15 protein-coding genes are annotated in these 16,786 nt (G+C 35.2%); 7 read left to right on the top strand and 8 right to left on the bottom strand.

Going from position 1 to position 16,786, the window contains the following annotated elements; all coding sequences use genetic code 11:
- Window positions 1-16 precede the first annotated feature (16 nt).
- Together ACLTBU_RS08945 and ACLTBU_RS08940 are read right to left on the bottom strand one after the other, a co-directional pair.
- Complete coding sequence (locus ACLTBU_RS08945) at window positions 17-775, bottom strand: sirohydrochlorin cobaltochelatase (RefSeq protein WP_412218597.1); 759 nt, start codon at window positions 773-775, stop codon at window positions 17-19.
- Entirely contained in the window at window positions 750-1,340 is a 591-nt protein-coding gene (locus ACLTBU_RS08940; protein ID WP_412218596.1) for a bifunctional precorrin-2 dehydrogenase/sirohydrochlorin ferrochelatase, read from the bottom strand. Before ACLTBU_RS08940 ends, ACLTBU_RS08945 begins: the two co-directional genes overlap by 26 nt.
- A 181-nt stretch (window positions 1,341-1,521) precedes the next feature.
- Between ACLTBU_RS08940 and ACLTBU_RS08935 the strand changes: the two genes are divergently transcribed.
- The 4 genes from ACLTBU_RS08935 to ACLTBU_RS08920 all read left to right on the top strand — a co-directional run bounded on the left by ACLTBU_RS08935 (window position 1,522) and on the right by ACLTBU_RS08920 (window position 4,313).
- Window positions 1,522-1,995 carry an RNA polymerase sigma factor gene (locus ACLTBU_RS08935; RefSeq protein ID WP_249331504.1) on the top strand — a complete coding sequence of 158 codons (474 nt, stop codon included), beginning with the start codon at window positions 1,522-1,524 and terminating at the stop codon, window positions 1,993-1,995.
- A 4-nt stretch (window positions 1,996-1,999) separates the two neighbouring features.
- A complete protein-coding gene (locus ACLTBU_RS08930) occupies window positions 2,000-2,944 on the top strand; it encodes an RsiV family protein (RefSeq protein ID WP_412218595.1) in 945 nt (314 codons plus the stop codon).
- A gap of 106 nt (window positions 2,945-3,050) precedes the next feature.
- Window positions 3,051-3,362, top strand: coding sequence for a hypothetical protein (locus ACLTBU_RS08925; protein ID WP_412218594.1), 312 nt, complete (start codon window positions 3,051-3,053; stop codon window positions 3,360-3,362).
- Window positions 3,363-3,389: 27 nt separating this feature from the next.
- Complete coding sequence (locus tag ACLTBU_RS08920) at window positions 3,390-4,313, top strand: polysaccharide deacetylase family protein (protein ID WP_249331500.1); 924 nt, start codon at window positions 3,390-3,392, stop codon at window positions 4,311-4,313.
- Between the two features lie 23 nt (window positions 4,314-4,336).
- Here the strand turns inward: ACLTBU_RS08920 and ACLTBU_RS08915 are convergent, their stop codons facing one another.
- From ACLTBU_RS08915 to ACLTBU_RS08895, 5 genes are all read right to left on the bottom strand, one after another.
- Window positions 4,337-5,731, bottom strand: coding sequence for a GDSL-type esterase/lipase family protein (locus ACLTBU_RS08915; protein WP_412218593.1), 1,395 nt, complete (start codon window positions 5,729-5,731; stop codon window positions 4,337-4,339).
- A 27-nt stretch (window positions 5,732-5,758) separates the two neighbouring features.
- Window positions 5,759-6,229 carry a hypothetical protein gene (locus tag ACLTBU_RS08910; protein WP_177671425.1) on the bottom strand — a complete coding sequence of 157 codons (471 nt, stop codon included), beginning with the start codon at window positions 6,227-6,229 and terminating at the stop codon, window positions 5,759-5,761.
- Between the two features lie 89 nt (window positions 6,230-6,318).
- Window positions 6,319-7,839, bottom strand: coding sequence for a response regulator (locus ACLTBU_RS08905; RefSeq protein ID WP_412218592.1), 1,521 nt, complete (start codon window positions 7,837-7,839; stop codon window positions 6,319-6,321).
- On the bottom strand, window positions 7,829-9,679 hold the full coding sequence (locus tag ACLTBU_RS08900; protein ID WP_412218617.1) for a sensor histidine kinase: 1,851 nt from the start codon (window positions 9,677-9,679) through the stop codon (window positions 7,829-7,831). Before ACLTBU_RS08900 ends, ACLTBU_RS08905 begins: the two co-directional genes overlap by 11 nt.
- Window positions 9,680-9,903: 224 nt before the next feature.
- Window positions 9,904-11,295, bottom strand: coding sequence for an extracellular solute-binding protein (locus ACLTBU_RS08895; RefSeq protein ID WP_177671428.1), 1,392 nt, complete (start codon window positions 11,293-11,295; stop codon window positions 9,904-9,906).
- A 295-nt stretch (window positions 11,296-11,590) separates the two neighbouring features.
- Here ACLTBU_RS08895 and ACLTBU_RS08890 point away from each other — a divergent pair, with 295 nt between their 5' ends.
- From ACLTBU_RS08890 to ACLTBU_RS08880, 3 genes are all read left to right on the top strand, one after another.
- Window positions 11,591-12,490, top strand: a complete 900-nt coding sequence (locus tag ACLTBU_RS08890) for a carbohydrate ABC transporter permease (RefSeq protein ID WP_177671429.1) — start codon at window positions 11,591-11,593, stop codon at window positions 12,488-12,490.
- Window positions 12,491-12,500: 10 nt separating this feature from the next.
- Window positions 12,501-13,844 carry a carbohydrate ABC transporter permease gene (locus ACLTBU_RS08885; RefSeq protein WP_412218590.1) on the top strand — a complete coding sequence of 448 codons (1,344 nt, stop codon included), beginning with the start codon at window positions 12,501-12,503 and terminating at the stop codon, window positions 13,842-13,844.
- Between the two features lie 110 nt (window positions 13,845-13,954).
- Entirely contained in the window at window positions 13,955-15,214 is a 1,260-nt protein-coding gene (locus ACLTBU_RS08880) for an RICIN domain-containing protein (RefSeq protein ID WP_412218588.1), read from the top strand.
- A gap of 168 nt (window positions 15,215-15,382) precedes the next feature.
- On the opposite strand, the gene hemL is transcribed toward ACLTBU_RS08880, so the two are convergent.
- Window positions 15,383-16,675: a glutamate-1-semialdehyde 2,1-aminomutase gene (gene hemL / locus ACLTBU_RS08875; protein WP_412218586.1), complete on the bottom strand. Its 1,293-nt coding sequence runs from the start codon at window positions 16,673-16,675 to the stop codon at window positions 15,383-15,385.
- Between the last annotated feature and the right edge of the window lie 111 nt (window positions 16,676-16,786).

Genomic DNA, 16,786 nt, shown 5'->3' with positions numbered 1-16,786 from the left:
CTTATAAAAAACCCTTTTATTTGTAAAGTCTCATAGCATTTCCAATATGCTGAATATAAATCTGACTTGTACTTTTATAGCTTCCTAATCCTCTTTGAATCACTTCTAGGTCATAGCCGAGTTTAGTCAAACCACTTTTCCAAGATGTTTCTTCATCACTTAAAACATCCTTTAAAATATGATTACCTGCCACAAGCATAAAAGGAATAAGGGTAACTTTGCCTTTTTCTAAAGGTAAAGTATAAATCTTATCTCTATCTTCTAAAGTCGTTACACAAGCTTTAAGACCTGTTTCATCTAGTACTTCCTGCAATATATGGTAAGAAGTATGGGCCTCATGCGTGGAGCCATGTCCTAATACTAAAAGCTGTGTCTCCATCTGACTATACTCCCTTGCAAGTTCCTGTACTAATGCTTTATAGTCCTCTCTTTGAGAAAGAAGTGCTTTACCTACTTGAACTTGTATATCTTTTTCATAGCTTTTAGCAAGCTCTATAAGCTTATCATACTCTATACCTTCTATTAAAAAGAGGGGCTGTATGATGACTTGCTTATAACCTAACTCTTTCAGTTTTTCCATAAGCTCCTTGGGTGATGGTAATACTAAACCTTGCTCTTCTTTTAATTTTTTTCTTAAAAAATCTGATGAAAAAGTTTCATAGATATCCCATTCTTTAAAGGCTTCTTTGATAGCTTCTATACAAGGGTCAATGCTTTCCTTCTTCTGAGCAAGGTGGCTTGTCCCAAAGCTAATCATTAAAATGGCTTTTTTCATATGCTTCAAGCTCCTGTGGTTCTAGTGTAATAATATGTTTCAAAATACGTTTTTTCTCTACTTCATCTGTGACTTTTTCAAGAACACAATTACGTATACGCCCTAGCCTAGCAATATACTCCCCATAATGTGCGTCGTATTTATCTTCTAATTCACGTCTAATTTTAGCTGCAAGGGAAGGACTTGCCCCACCTGTTGAAATAGAAATAGTTAAGTCCCCTCTTTTAAGTGTAGATGGCACAATAAAACTGGATAAAGGCTTGTTATCGACTACATTGCATAGGATATGTCCTCTCTTACAAAATTGACCAATCTGCTCATTTACTTCGTAGTCATCTGTAGCAGCTACTACAATAAAGCTTCCTGCACAATCACCTTCTTCATAGCATTTATAAATTCTATGAACCTTATGCCCTAAAGTTTTAAACTCCTCTATAAAGGAAGGTGCAATCACATGAATCTCACAATCTTCTTCTATAAAAGAAGAAACCTTTCTAAAAGCGACCTCACCGCCACCTACAACAGTTACCTTTTTCCCCTCTAAATCTAATAATGCACTATACACCTTTTATCCTCCTTCACGGCCTATATACTTCTATTCTAGCACTTTTTTTACTTGTATTCACTTAATCCTACTTATTTGTCTTATGAATTTCTTTTTAAGTATTGAAACTTTTGGCATACTAATAAGGTCTAATCAGTGTGACACTTAAACATAAAACTCTATGATCATAGAAGGTAAGAGTATGGAACCAGAAATTATTAACTACATTTTACAGAATAAAGAAAAGCATTATCGCTTGGCCTATAGCTATGTCAAGAATAAAGAGGACGCTCTAGATATTGTTCAAGATTCTATTGTTAAAGCACTTAAATACCAACATAACTTAAAAGATATAGCCTATCTTAATACATGGTTTTATAAAATTATTATTAATACAGCTAAGACTCATCTTCAAAAACAAAAGCGCTACTTCACTACGGATGAAAGCCTATTAGAAGACTATACACCTCCCATTTATGATGAGTATAGACACTTTGAACTTGAGCAGGCTCTTAGTCAGCTCTCTTATAAAGAAAAAACGATTATTTTACTTAGGTACTTCAATCAATTTGAATTAAAGGAAGTCGCTGATATAACAGACCAAAATCTTAGTACTGTTAAATCGACTCTTTATCGTAGTCTCAAAAAATTGAAACTTCTATTAGAAAAGGATTAGAGATATGAAAACAAATCAAAATAACAATTCCTATAAAGAAATTGAAGAACAAATTGTGCAGTATTCTGAGCATATTGACATTCCAGAAGAACTTGATTTCGTCGTTAAACGTGCTATTAAAGAAGGTAAAGCTGCTTCAAAGCAAAAACACTTTAACTTTAATAAATGGAGTAAAAAAGTTGCTGCTGTCGCAAGTATTGCTGTTGCAAGTTTCGTAGGGATGACCAATCTTAGCCCTACCTTTGCAAAATCTATGAGTGATGTACCTATTCTGGGTGCCCTTATAAAGGTTATAAGCTTTACCCAATTCAACTATCATAAAGAGACTTCTGACGCAACGATCGAAACGCCTATTATCGAAGGACTTCAAGACAAAACGCTTGAAGAAGTTATCAATAACCGCTACCTAGAAGAAAACAAAAAACTCTTTGAACAATTTAAAGCTGAAGTTACTGATCTTGAATCTTCTGGGGAAAGTGCTCATCTGGGCATAGATAGTGGCTTTAAAATCAAAACTAATAATGACCAAATTTTATCTATTGGTCGCTACGTTGTTAATACTGCAGCTTCATCTTCTACAACTATTACCTACGACACACTTGATAAGCAAAATGAAATTATTATCACACTTCCTAGCCTCTTTAAAGATAACAGCTATATAGAAGTCATTAGTGAAAACATTAAAACACAAATGCTTGAACGTATAGCAGCCGATCCCACTCAACACTACTGGGTAGAGGGCGCTCCAAATACAGACGATGATTCATTTTCTATAGACACCTTTAAGTGCATTGATGCTAATCAGGCTTTCTATATTTCAGATGCTGGCAAGCTTATAATCTCTTTTAATAAATATGATATTGCACCTGGCTATATGGGTATCCAAGAATTTGAGATTCCAACAGAAATTTTACAAGATATTCTCGTAAGCAATTACTATATTAAGTAAAAATCTAAGGAAGTATTGCATGCTAAATTTTTACAATACTTCCTATATTTTAATAGACTTACTAAGTTGCTAGCGTTTAGTCGTGCACCAAGAAAGGATTTAGATGATGCAAAAACATAGTTATTCAAAGAAAAAGAAAAAGCTAAGAAAAAAAAGACTCAGAAAAATAGCCATTACTCTCTTTGGTCTATCCTCTATAGCCTTTGCCCTTGTTGGAGGAAAAACTTATTGGCTTAACGCAAAGGTTCATGCTACCCAAAAAGCTTTAACCCATATTACCCAGGAGAAAACTGAACTTAAACAGCAAGTTGAAGCACTTGATGCAGAGATTAAACATTTAAAAACAGAATCTGAAAAACTACAGACGGTTTTATGGCGCTTTGATCCTGTTATCATTCCAGAAAGCATGAAAAATTAATTTTATAGAAAGATTGGTTGAAAATAAATGGCAAAAAAAAATAGTAGAACAGGCATTATCCTATTATTTACCCTACTCTCTATTGGCCTATTAGGCAGTACAGGTTGGTTAATGACTCAAGCCAGGGGACAAAATGATATTCTTAAAAGCGTACAAGAACAACTTAAAATTGCGCAAGCTGCAAAAGCTAATTTAGAACTTCAAGTACAGGACTTAAGGACTAAAAATAAGCAATTAACAGCTCAAATTCAAGAGCTTAATAAATCACTTCAAGAAATGAAAGATAAAATGCCTGAAATCTCGGATTCATTACAATCAGAAGAAAACAAAAAAATAGCTTATTTAACCTTTGATGATGGTCCAAGTGCTAACACCATTCCAATTCTAGATTTCTTAAAAGCAAATCATATTAAAGCAACCTTCTTTGTATTAAAAAAAGAAGGTTATGATGATATTTATAAACGTATTGTAGATGAAGGACATACTATCGCACTCCACTCTAGCACTCATGATTATGCACAAATCTATCAAAATGTAGATACCTTTATGAATGATATGAATACCCTCTCTGAACATATAAAAAAACTTACAGGTGTAGAAACTAAAATTATGCGCTTCCCTGGTGGCTCGAATAATAGGGTAAGCCACCGCTATGGTGGAAGTGATGTTATGTCTAAAATCATCCCTACTGTAGAAGAAGCCGGGCTTGTGTATTATGATTGGAACGTGGATTCACAAGACGCTGCAAAAGGTGTACAAGATACACAAGTTATTATTAACTCTGTACTTAGTCAAGCTAAATATAATAATAATGCAGTCATCTTAATGCATGATGCTGCAGCCAAAACAACAACTGTAAAAGCACTTCCTTCTATCGTAGAAGGTCTTAAAGAACAAGGTTTTGTATTTGAAGCTTTAACAACTGAATCAGAACCTGTAAAATTTAATTAAGATAAAAGAAAAAGGCCTAGCCTCTATGATGAGAGGTTAAGCCTTTTCTTTTTTCCATCTAATTCAATTTTATAAGCAAGTTGCATTATTTCACTTGTTTCTTGTGAAATTCCTAGCCTTCTTACAGCCATATGGAACATATTAAGCTGCCCTACTGCACCTGGATGAATACTCGATTCATCTCCTTTAGCAATCCAGCCTCCTCGTTTAATAAGTTCTGGATTTTCATTCCCAGCTTGCCTCCACTGGTTATAGTGGTGTATAAGGATTAACTGCTCTTCCTTCGCACATTCCTCTATAACCTTAATATAAGGAATAAGCCTCCTACCTCTTTCTCCTGGTGCATCCATACAAGGATTTGGTGCCCGTAAAATAGGAATAGCACCTACTGCTTTTACATCCTCAATAATCTTTTTAAGGTTATGTTTATAATCCTCAATACTTACATCACTTACACAGTCATTGGTTCCAAACATAATGATAACGATGTCTGCAACCTCTTTATAAGTTTCAAAGCGTGCTTTATGATTTTGAAGCTGATCTTTTGTCGTTGCACCTGATACAGCTGTATTAATAAAGACATCTTTACTTCTTCCCATTTCACCCTTTATGTACTTTTCTAAAAGCTGTGGAAAGCTGTCATAACCATGTGTATGAAGTGCCCCATGTGTAATGCTATCCCCTAAGAATAGCCATCTTAAAGCTTTCTCCTTATCATTCTCTACTAATGCTTTAACATCTTTCGCATAAGGGTCTTCTTCTACCTTTTCCCATACTGCATCAGGAGCTGAACATTCCGTTACTGTTTCACCTAATACAAAAGGTGTAAAATCACCTATCGTTGCTTCTGAAAGCTGCTTTGCAATCTCTAAATGCCCATCAGCATCTAACTGCCCATTCATGTAGCTTAAACCTTTTTCTATACATAGATGAAAATGGTCAATACATACAATTTTCTCTTCCTCCTTAGAAAGTGCTATCATAACTTGTTCATAAGCTTCTGCCTGTTTATAGTCCTCTTTTTCCTTAGGAGGTACTGGTGTCTGAAGAACGAGTAGGGCATGCATCGCTTTAACCTTCTTAAAGAATGCTTTAAGGTTTTTCTCAAAAGCTTCAAGACCTTCTATACCCTTTTCATATTCTTCCTTACCTACAAATAAAGCAACTGCCCTAGGCTGATAAACTCCTACTAAATTATAAAAATCCTCATTGATTTCTTCTAAAGTTTGCCCCGCCCTACCTGTATTAATGGTGTAGCGCTCTCTTGTTCCGACATACTCATTATTTCTTTTTTCCCACCTAATGTGTTCTTCAAAATGACCTATAAAGTTTCTTGCACCTTTCGTTTGGTGCCATCCACCTTCTGCATTACTACCACCTGTAAAAATCCACGTGTTGCCACTTTCTAGATTAAACATTATACTATAACCTCTCTCATTTTATTATTAAAAGCCTAATGAATTTAAGTTTCCTTCACTAATTTTAAACCTTAAATTAATTTGAGCCCTATTCATGGCTACTAGTTTAATTCTATTTCTGCCTTTTTTTATTTGTAAAACTACATTTTCTAACTCCTCAGTCTTCACTCTATCTTTATTTTCTACAATAATATGTGGCTGATCATTGGGATCAATATAAACAAGTTTTGCCTTCCCTTGACTTACAGATAAGCAATAAGAAACTTCAACCTCCATATCTTCTGCCGCCTCATAGTCCCATAAGGTGTCCATCCCCTCAAATTCTAGCTGACCCGTATAAACTTGTCCCTCTATACTCTGTTCTTCTTTATGGAGGCTATAGGAATCTCCCTCATTCGTAATCTTATCATCCTGCATATAGATGTCACCCATCTTACTTGAAGAACAACCTGTACATAAAAAGGTAATAATAGCAATACATCCTATTATATTTCTCATCCCCATTCCTCCTAGCCTTTTATTTTTATTATATCACAAATTCAGAAAAGTCGTCTTCTTTCCATACCTATTTACCTTTCCTATCTTTATCATAACTTTTCTCTATATTCACTTGGTGTCATACCAGTAAACTGTTTAAATACCTTGCTAAAATATCTGGGATTATCATAACCGACCATAAGACTAATATCTACTACTTTATTATCTGTATTTACTAACAATTCCTTTACTTTCTCCATTCTTACTTCTGTTAGATATTCTATAAAATTTTTACCTGTTTTCTCTTTAAAAAAGCGGCTTAAATAATTAGGATGTAGGTAAAACTGCTCAGCAAGCATATTTAAGGTAATATTCTCCCCATAGTGTGTAAGAATAAACAATTGTATCTCTTTTATTACCCCCTTGCCCAACTGCTGTTCATCAGCCTCATTCAATTGGTTCACCAAATTCTTTATATGATCTATCATGCATACGATTGTTGCTTCAAAATCATTACTAAGTAATATCTCCCTCAATGTCTGATTCAGTTGTCTATGTAAATCTACATTTTTTATTTTCAGGCCTTGATGAAAACTATTTAATTCAATTAAATATTGAATACAGATTGTTTGAAACTGCATAATGGTAAATCCCTGATTCCAGATAAGTCTAAGGTCATTCTCAAGTTTCTTTGGAGCATCATTTCTCTTCTCCGGGTTTGTAAGCATACACATCACTCTTGAAATGACATCCTGTACCTCTGGTGTATTCTGTGAAAATAAGGGCTCTATATTTTTATAGCAAACTAAACCTCTTCTCTCACCAGCTTTTTGATAATTCAGTGCACGTTCAGCTTCTTGATATGCTTCTCTTAAATTTTCAATACCATTTTTCGTTTTACTTACTCCACAAATCCACTCTCTGTTCATACTGCAAATCTGTGTTATCATATTGATAAAATTTTCAACTTCTGACTCCTCTTTGTATGGAATAATTGCAAAAACTCCATATACATGACTATCTAATATGTAGGCTCCCGGAACTATCTGCCCAATCTCCAAACGCATTTCCTGCTTTTTTTCTTTTATTTCCTGTTCTGAAAATGCTCTATCCAACAATCCTAGTGCAATTCCATACCAGCGCTTGAATACGGGAAGCTCATATTTCTCCTGTTCTACTTTTGCATATCCCTTTGCCGCCGACAACAATAAGGCTTCCACGCGGTTTGCACGAATCTCTTGCTCTTTTTTTTCCTCCATAAACATCACTTTTAGACGTTTTAACAATTCTTCTATCTCTTTTAAATTCACAGGTTTATTTAAATAATCAACTGCTCCATATCTCATCGCTTCTCTTGCATATGAAAACTCACTAAAACCACTTAGTATGATAGATTTTATATTTGGAAATCTCTTCTGTATCATTTGTAGCAAATCCAACCCTGTTTTTCCCGGCATACGAATATCCATAAAAACCACATCAATAGTAAGCTGATTTAGTAAAACCATTGCATCATCTACATTGTAAGCTGTACCTACCACTTCAAAATCATGTTCCTGCCATTTTACGAACTGTGCCATCCCCCTACACACAATTTCTTCATCATCTACAATCAATACTTTATATGCCATTTTTCGTAGCTCCTCCCCATACCTTTTCCATATCTTCCGATTGCCTTCTTACTGGAAGTTCTATCTGTATGTTTGTCCCCTCTCCGCATTGACTGTTTATCTTAATGCCATAATCATCTCCATAAAACAGGCGTATTCTCCGATTTACGTTACCTAATCCAATACTGTCTTCTCCTGAAGTTGGCTGGTCAATTACTGTTTCAAGCTGCTGCTTTTCATCCTGTGTCATACCTTTCCCATTATCTTCTACTTGAATTAAAAGTACATCCTCCTGAATAATCGCACTAATTTCAATCTTATACCCTTTGCTTGCATCTCCAAATGCATGTATGACTGCATTTTCCATAATAGGTTGTAACATAAACTGTGGGATATATATTGCTTCCGTATCTATTCTTATATCTTTTTTTAGCAGTATTTTGTCGTTATGCCTAAAATTAATGACATCGAGATAGATCTGTGCATGCTCAATGCCTTCCTTCAAGGTAATGGTCTTGCCCCCCGCTCTCATCCCCATTCTGCAAAGCTGGCTAAACTTTTCAATCATCTGGGTAACTGTACTTTCACCATTGGCTTCATACATCGCCTCCCATCTAATAATGTCTAACGTATTGTATAAAAAATGGGGATTAATCTGCATCAAAAGAGCATCCAATTTAGCATTCTTCCAATTTAGCAAAATTTCCTGCCTTCTTATTTCAGAAATGTAAACCTGCTCGATCAATTGATTTGTTTTGTCTGCCATCTCATTAAATTTGTCTCCTAAAATGGCTATCTCATCATTCCCTGAGTTATGATAACGCTCCTCCCACCTCCCATTTCCAGCCTTCTGCATAATGTTCACCAATCCTCCAATGGGATCGGATATGCTTTTAGTAACATAATAGGAGATAATCAAGCAAGCAATCACAGTTCCTAGTAATACTACAATACAGAGATTTCTGGTCTGATAAGTCCCTTTCAGTAGAACCTCCATATCTACAATATGTGCTGCAAAAATCTTGGTATTATCAATGGCATCATATGCCAACACCACCTGACTCCCACCGATTTCTTTCTGAATAACTCCCTTGCCTTGTTGTTGCATGCTCTTAAAAAGCTCATCATCTTTTGGAAAAGATGGTGCCGAAATACTAGGATTAAACCACATCAATACCCCTTCCTCACCAATCAGAAATGTATTGCCGCTCTCATAATACCCATACCCTTCCAAAGCATCTGAAAAAGCATTTAAATCAATATTAAGTACTAAAACGCCAAGAAACTCCCTATTAATTGGAGAATATATACCTACACATAAAGTCATAATATTAGCAAGCCCATAGATACTCTGCTCATTTTTATAAAATGTAGCAGTCTGTTTAGATGTATCAAACCAAACAGGGTATCCTTTTTTTTCTTGAGGCACTTTATAAAAATCAGATTTGTAAAATTCATCTAAGTCCCTAATTGACCCTCCCCTTCGGTAACCATTAGGTTCAGTCATGTAATACTGTTGCTCTGGTGAGACAAATTGTATATTTACGATATACTTTTGGGCACTCTTTATGCCATATAACTTACTTTCGATAGAACTAGAATTCTTCTCATAAAGCTCTTGAGATGCAGCTCTTTTATCATTTCTAAGCATTCTGTTCTCTTTTAATGCTGTAATGATTTTGGGATCATCATAAAAAGTCAATGCAATTTCTTCATATTCTTGCAAAATGTCTTCTATTTTCATTGAAACATTCTGTGCAAGTACTGAAATATACTGGTTTGTATTTTTTTTTATTTCAAAGTAGTACTTATAAAAGCTAAAAAAAGTTAAAAAAACAGTAGCAGTTATTAAGAGTAACATGAATGCTAAATTTAGTCTGCGAAATATTGATACTTTTCTAAGCAAACTTATAACTTTATCATTCCACTTTTCCTTTACATTGATAGTACCATGCCATAGATTCATTGATATCCCATGTTCCCCCAGTCTCTATCATTTGTTTATGACTTTATTGTATCATAAAATGCAAAAAACAAGAAGTATGGGAATATTCTCACACACTTCTTGTTTTTGTATTTATTATGCTATTTTTTATGTGCCTCATTAAATGACTCAAGTACCTCTTTTTCACAAAGAGCTTGTGCCTCACTAAATTCTTTTTCTGGATCGGCATTAGGATTCACTAAAATTTTCTGAACAGCACGATCTACATAAGAACCAAAATCTGCCTTTCCGTAAAACTCCAAACGTCCAACAGATTTTGCAGCATCTAGAACTTCTTTATATTCTTCTGGGAACTCATAGAAGTCTGTCACACTGATATCATCTCGTGGTATGATAACAGGGTTTGGAGCACCTTTTGTTGCAAGATTTTCAAAGTAAGATGAATGATATGCTTTACTACTATAGAAGCTGATATACTCCCATGCTGCATCTTTTTTCGCCTGATCAGTCTTTGCATTAATAACAAAAGTGTCACCTGCAATTGCTATTGTCTGATCACCTGAAGGCCCAGCTGGTGGTAAGCATAAGCCAATATCATCTGGATCAATACCATTTGCAATTGCTTCTGATACCCAATCACCAGCAAATGGCATCATACCTATTTTCCCAAGACCAAAGTTTGTTACCAGATCACTAAATTTCAAAGTCAAATCACTCTGTAATACACCCTCACTGCGTAACTTCTGATAGTATTTTGCAGCTTGTATAACAGCTGGATCTGTAAAAGTAAGTTCTACCGTTCCATCTTCTTTTTCTTGCGTCAAATCTCCGCCTGCCTGCCATACATAGTATTGGAAAAACCATTCTGTCCATTCTGCTGCTAAAGTTGCATAACCAGTAATCTGATTATCTGGATTATTAATTAATTTTGCAGCTTCTAGTGCCTCATCCCAAGTCTTTGGTGGCTCACTTATACCTGCCTCTTCAAATAACGCTTTATTATAACCAAATAACATAGGTGATACTGAGCTTGGTACACCATAAATATTTCCATCAACAGTAAACATATCTACATATTCTTGCGTATAATTTTCCCATTCATCCCAGTTTTCTACGTAGCGGTTAAGTGGCTCCAAAATATTAGATGCCATATAAGAATTCATCATAGTAAATGAAACTCTAATTAAATCAGGTGCATTTCCTGCCGCTACTGCCTGATAAAATTCATTTCCTGGATCCCCTTCCTTAACCACCTTGTTTAAAGTAATCCAAGGATGTTCTTCTAAAAACTGCTTCTCCATATCTGTAGACCAGTCATCTGCATTACGACTTGTAACCCATAATGTTAACTCTACTGGCTCATGTTCCTGTTTCTCTGAGTCTACTACTTCTTCTGGATTATTCTGTTCTGTAGTATTTTGTTCTGTAGGAATAGTAGGGTCTACAGTTTCAGCTCCACCATTTCCACATCCTGCTAATAAACTTGTAGTCATGCACAAACTTAATACTGTTGCCAATACTTTTCTTTTCATCTTTGCCCTCCTCATTATTCAAAATAGCTCTGCTCTCCATGTTGAATTAAGCCTATTTCTTAAGATATATTTATTATATTAGATAATTCATTTTTTTATAATAAATTAAAATTAACAATTTTGTGTTAAAATATCATATTTTTTAACACCCATATTTTAAATTTTGATATAAGTTAATTTTTTTAACTTATATGTATATTTTTATTATTTTTCAAAAATATAATTCTCCTTATACTAAAGGTAGTATCAATTTCATATTGAATTATCATTTTGTGAATATAGGAGGTTCTTTCTTATGAAGCAAGACATATTTAAAATAAGCTCATCCAGTCCCACACTTAGACGACGTCTAGCTCCTTGGTGTATTCTGGCTGTACCAATGGCTTGTACTATATGGTTAAAGTATTATCCAATTTTTAATGCTTTTTATATTTCTCTCTTTAAATATGATCCCATTAATCCACCTGGGAAATTTGTAGGTCTGGAAAATTATATCGGTATGTTCCAGATGCAGTATTATTGGGAAGCATGGAAAAATTCCTTTGTTTTCTTGGCGTTACAGCTTTCCATGTGTTTTTTCATTCCTCTCATACAAGCACTCTTATTAAATGAACTCATAAAGTTACAGAAGTGTCTGACAACCTTATACATACTTCCTGCATTAATTCCTACTTCTGTTAACGTAATTATATGGAAATGGATTTGGCACCCAGAATACGGTATCGCTAATCAAATTCTAAACTTCTTTGGCTGCCAGCCACAAGCATGGTTAAGTGATCCCAACCTAGTAAAATTCTGTATTATCTTCCCCGGCGTTCTTGGTGGGGGGCTTACAGTCCTACTTTACTTATCCGCTATTCAGGGAATTTCCAGCGATATTCTAGAATCAGCTGCTTTAGATGGATGTACTGGTTTTAGTAAGATCATCCACATTATTCTTCCAAATATCTCCTTTATGATTTCTATTCAGGCAATTATGTGTGTCATTACTACTATGCAGTTCTTAGATGCACCATACATGTATGCTTCTGGCGGTCCAAGTGGTGCCTCTACTACTCAAGGAATTTTTATCTTTAATGCATTTAACCAAGATTTGAATTACGGAAGAGGTTCTGCAGCCTCTATTATTCTTTTACTGGTAATTGGGATTCTTACTCTAATACAAATGCATTTTGAAAAAACTGAAAAAGAATAGGAGCATAATGATGAATAAGAATAAAATAAAATATGATTTCTCAGAACGCCTTCTAAAATTCTGTGCTGTTTTCTTCTCCCTCTTGTTTGCTGCCTTGATGTTGTATCCTTTAATTTTTGCATTTTCAAGCTCTATGAAAGATAATGCTAAAATCTATGATATTCCACCGAAACTTCTACCAGATGCTGCTAATAGTATTTCTGTAGTCCTTGATTATTCTGACTTGAATTTCATGAATGAGGAAGAGATGAGGGATGTGATGATGCAGGATAATATATCAACCATGTTTGGTATTAATTATAAGCTTGCAGACAGCTCCATTATGGAAATTCATGTATATGGGACATATAAGGGCAAAACCGTCTTCCATTCCAGGGCACACCAGATGAAACTACAAATGGAGCGTGACTACGGTATCTACGCAAGTTCTGCAATAAAAAGTAATGTACTTCTTCATGGAGATCGATACAAACGTGCCTGTGAATCCATTGGCTATACATTTGATACAAATGGCCTCCCCCTCTCAGTACCTACTGGGCTTGAAAATAACTTTTTTAACGATGTTTCCCATATCCTTTCAGAAAAATATCCTCTAAATGGATCTTTAGTGAGTGTGGGGAATAAAATAAAAAATATCCTTAACCTGGAAAGCTTTAAATATTATCTCCAAATGCCATCTTATATTTATCCAGAAAGTGAACATATTGCAAAATATGGATTTATGACATTCGTAATAAATAGTATCATCGTCATTGGTTTTGCTATGATAGCACAAGTAATACTTTGTTCTATCTGTGCTTTTGTCATTAGCCGCCTTCTTTCTAGAAAAGCAGGAAACTTTGTTCTCCTATTCTTTATGGGTGCAATGATGATTCCCTTTGCAAGTATCATGCTTCCACAATTAATCATGTATCAAAAAATGGGTGCTTATAACAACTATACTGCTTTGTTGCTACCATTCCTGTACCCTTACGGATTCTATGTATATCTCTATAAAGGCTTTTTTGATAAGATACCATCTAGCTACTTTGAAGCTGCATCACTAGATGGTGCTTCAAACCTATATCTCTATACAAAGATCTGTATGCCACTATCAAAGCCTATTATTTCACTCATTGCACTACAAACTTTTATCGGTAACTGGAACGATTTCTTCTGGGCATGGATGGTTACAGAAGATCAAAATTTGTGGACCTTAAATGTTGCACTTTATAACATCTCTAATAATATGGGTACCAAACAAAATGCCTTGATGGGATTATCTATCGTAACCATTACACCTGTTATCCTATTGTCTATCCTATTTTCCAGACAACTCAAACAAAGTATTATTGCCTCTGGTGTAAAAGAATAAAATCTCTGATTTCCTCCTTCTCTTTTACACCAATCAAGCGAGGGATATTGTGTTACAAGGTTTCCATAGCATGTTAAAAATAATATTTTTTAAATAAAAGGAGGATTTTTATGATAATTACAAGAAGACAGAGGCATCTTATTGGGAAGTGTACTACAATTTTAACCAGTATTGGTATACTCCTTAGTTGTCCAGTATTTACACTAACAACTACAGCTAAACCTGTTGAAGAAAGCCATTGGACTTTATTAGAAACCTCATCGGATGAGTTTGAAGGAACAGAACTGGATACTTCTAAATGGACTAATGGAATCTGGTACGATACTAGTTCTGATCTTGCATTTAATTCGGAAAATGTATCTGTTTCCGCCGGCAATCTCGTTTTAACTGCTAAAAAGGAAAACTATAATGGCAAAGCCTATACCATTGGCTCTGTTGAATCAAAGTTTGATGTACCAGGAACAGACAGCTATGTAGAAGTACGTGCAAAAGTATTAGACAGTAAGGCAAATGTTCTTAGTGCCATCTGGCTTCAATCCTCACCCTTAACTTCTGCTTTAAATCCAAATCCAGAGATTGATATTATGGAAACCTTTAATTTTTCAAAAATGACCAGCACCATTCACATTTGGAAACAAAGTCCAAATATTCATTTACAACTTGGAAAAAATAATTGGAATACTGGCGTATCTGATATCAGTAAGGATTACCATACCTATGGCTTGGAACGCAGAAATGGAAAAATGCGCTTTTACTTTGATAGGCAGCTGGTCTGGGAAAAAACATCCTCCTACGATTCCTTTGTGGAACTATCCCGTCATATGGTACTTAGCTTGGAAGGCCATCTTGGCGCTCCTGCTCAGGCCTATCTACCTAGCGAGTTTCTTGTAGATTACGTAAGAACATACTATTACAGCGACTTTTCTGGAATTCCTGATAATGGGACATACAAAATTGTAAATAGGCATAGTGGTAAAGTATTAAATGTCCCTGAAAATTCTCTTAATGATGCAACACAGCTTACACAATCTACTTACAGTGGTGGTGACAACGAAAAATGGAATTTAACAAAAAATCCTGATAATACTTACTTTATTCAAAATGTATTAAGTAACAAATGTGTAGATCTAACCGCTGATTCTGGAGTAACCTCCAATGGAACTTCCATTACGCAATATACCTATCACGGAAGTTCCAATCAACGTTGGTATCTTGTTCCAACAGATAATGGCTATTTTCGTATTATATCTGCACTAAGCGGCAAAGCTCTATGTGTTAAAGATGCCTCCACAGCAGATAACGCTAAGATTATCCAATGGACTTATGAAAATGATGATACAAATGATGAATGGATATTTATAACTCCTTAAAATGAATAACACTTACTATCTGTACTAATCTTTTATAAAATGTCCGAGGCTCATCCTATTCGTTTTCCATACCTGCTATAACTATCTTATAATCCTTAGATACCATGATGAAAAGAGTTTCAAATTATAAAAGCGCCTACTGTAATCAAAGTAGACGCTTTTATATTCTTATTGATGTGCTATTCGAAGAGCTTTCCCCATTGCTTCTAATGCTTTATCTAAATCTTCTTTTGTATGTGCTGTACTTAAGAACATAGCCTCAAACTGAGCTGGTCCAATAAGCACACCTTCTTCAAGAAGTGCCTTAAAATATTTATTGAAACGTTCTATATCACAAGTCATAGCATCTTGGTAATTACGTACTACCTGATCTGTAAAGAACAGACATACAAGTGAACCCGCTCTTGCTACATGGTAGTTAAGTTCAAGTTCTTTAAGATGTGCTTTAATACCTGTTTCAAGGTAAATTGCTTTTTCTTCCAATTCCTTGTAAATTTGTGGGTTATCACGCAGTACTTCTAGCTGCTTTTTACCAATATACATAGCAAGTGGGTTACCTGACAATGTACCTGCTTGGTAGACTGGTCCTACTGGAGAAACCATATCCATAATTTCTTTTCTACCTGCATAGGCCCCTACTGGAAGCCCACCACCGATAATTTTACCAAAGCATACCATATCTGGCTCAATATCAAAGTACTCACGACTACTGCCATAAGCAATTCTAAATCCTGTAATAACTTCATCAAATATTAATACAGTACCATATTTTTTAGTGATTTCACGAAGTGCAAGTAAGAAGTCCTTCTTGGCTGGTACAACACCCATGTTCCCACCGATAGGTTCTACAATAACTGCTGCAATTTCTTCTCCTTGTGTTTTAAAGATTTCTTCTAAAGCTTCTATGTCATTATAAGGTGTAACAAGTGTATGCTTTACAACATCTGCTGGCACACCTGGACTTGTAGGTACGCCATATGTGATAGTACCTGAGCCTGATTTTACAAGTAATGCATCTGAATGACCATGATAGCAACCTTCAAATTTAAGAATCTTGTTTCTACCTGTATAGCCTCTAGCTACACGTAGTGCACTCATGGTTGCCTCTGTACCAGAGTTTACCATACGCACTTGATCTACACCTTTATAAGCCTCTACAATAAGTTTAGCCATCTCAACTTCTATTTGTGTAGGCACCCCGTAGCTGGTTCCCTTTGCAATCATTTCTGAGATGCCCTCGGTAATCCTTTCATTGCTATGACCTAAAATCAGCGGCCCCCATGAACATATAAAGTCAATATACTCATTACCATCCACATCCCAAATATGACTACCATGAGCTCTATCAATAAAGATAGGATCTATCCCAACAGATTTAAATGCACGAACAGGGCTATTTACCCCACCCGGTATATACTTAACAGCTTCCTCATAAATCGCCTGTGAACGCTTATGTTCCATAATCATATCCTCCGCAATACCTAATTTTTTTCATTTATCTTACATTATACTCTCCACTTTCCCTATTTTCATTTCTAGAGAAAATTTTTACCTCTATTCACACTCTAATAA

This window comes from Zhenhengia sp., from assembly GCF_046966505.1.
GTDB lineage: Bacteria > Bacillota > Clostridia > Lachnospirales > Cellulosilyticaceae > Zhenhengia > Zhenhengia yiwuensis.
Note: the sequence above shows the minus strand (reverse complement) of the source record. Positions and strands in the feature narration are given on the sequence as shown.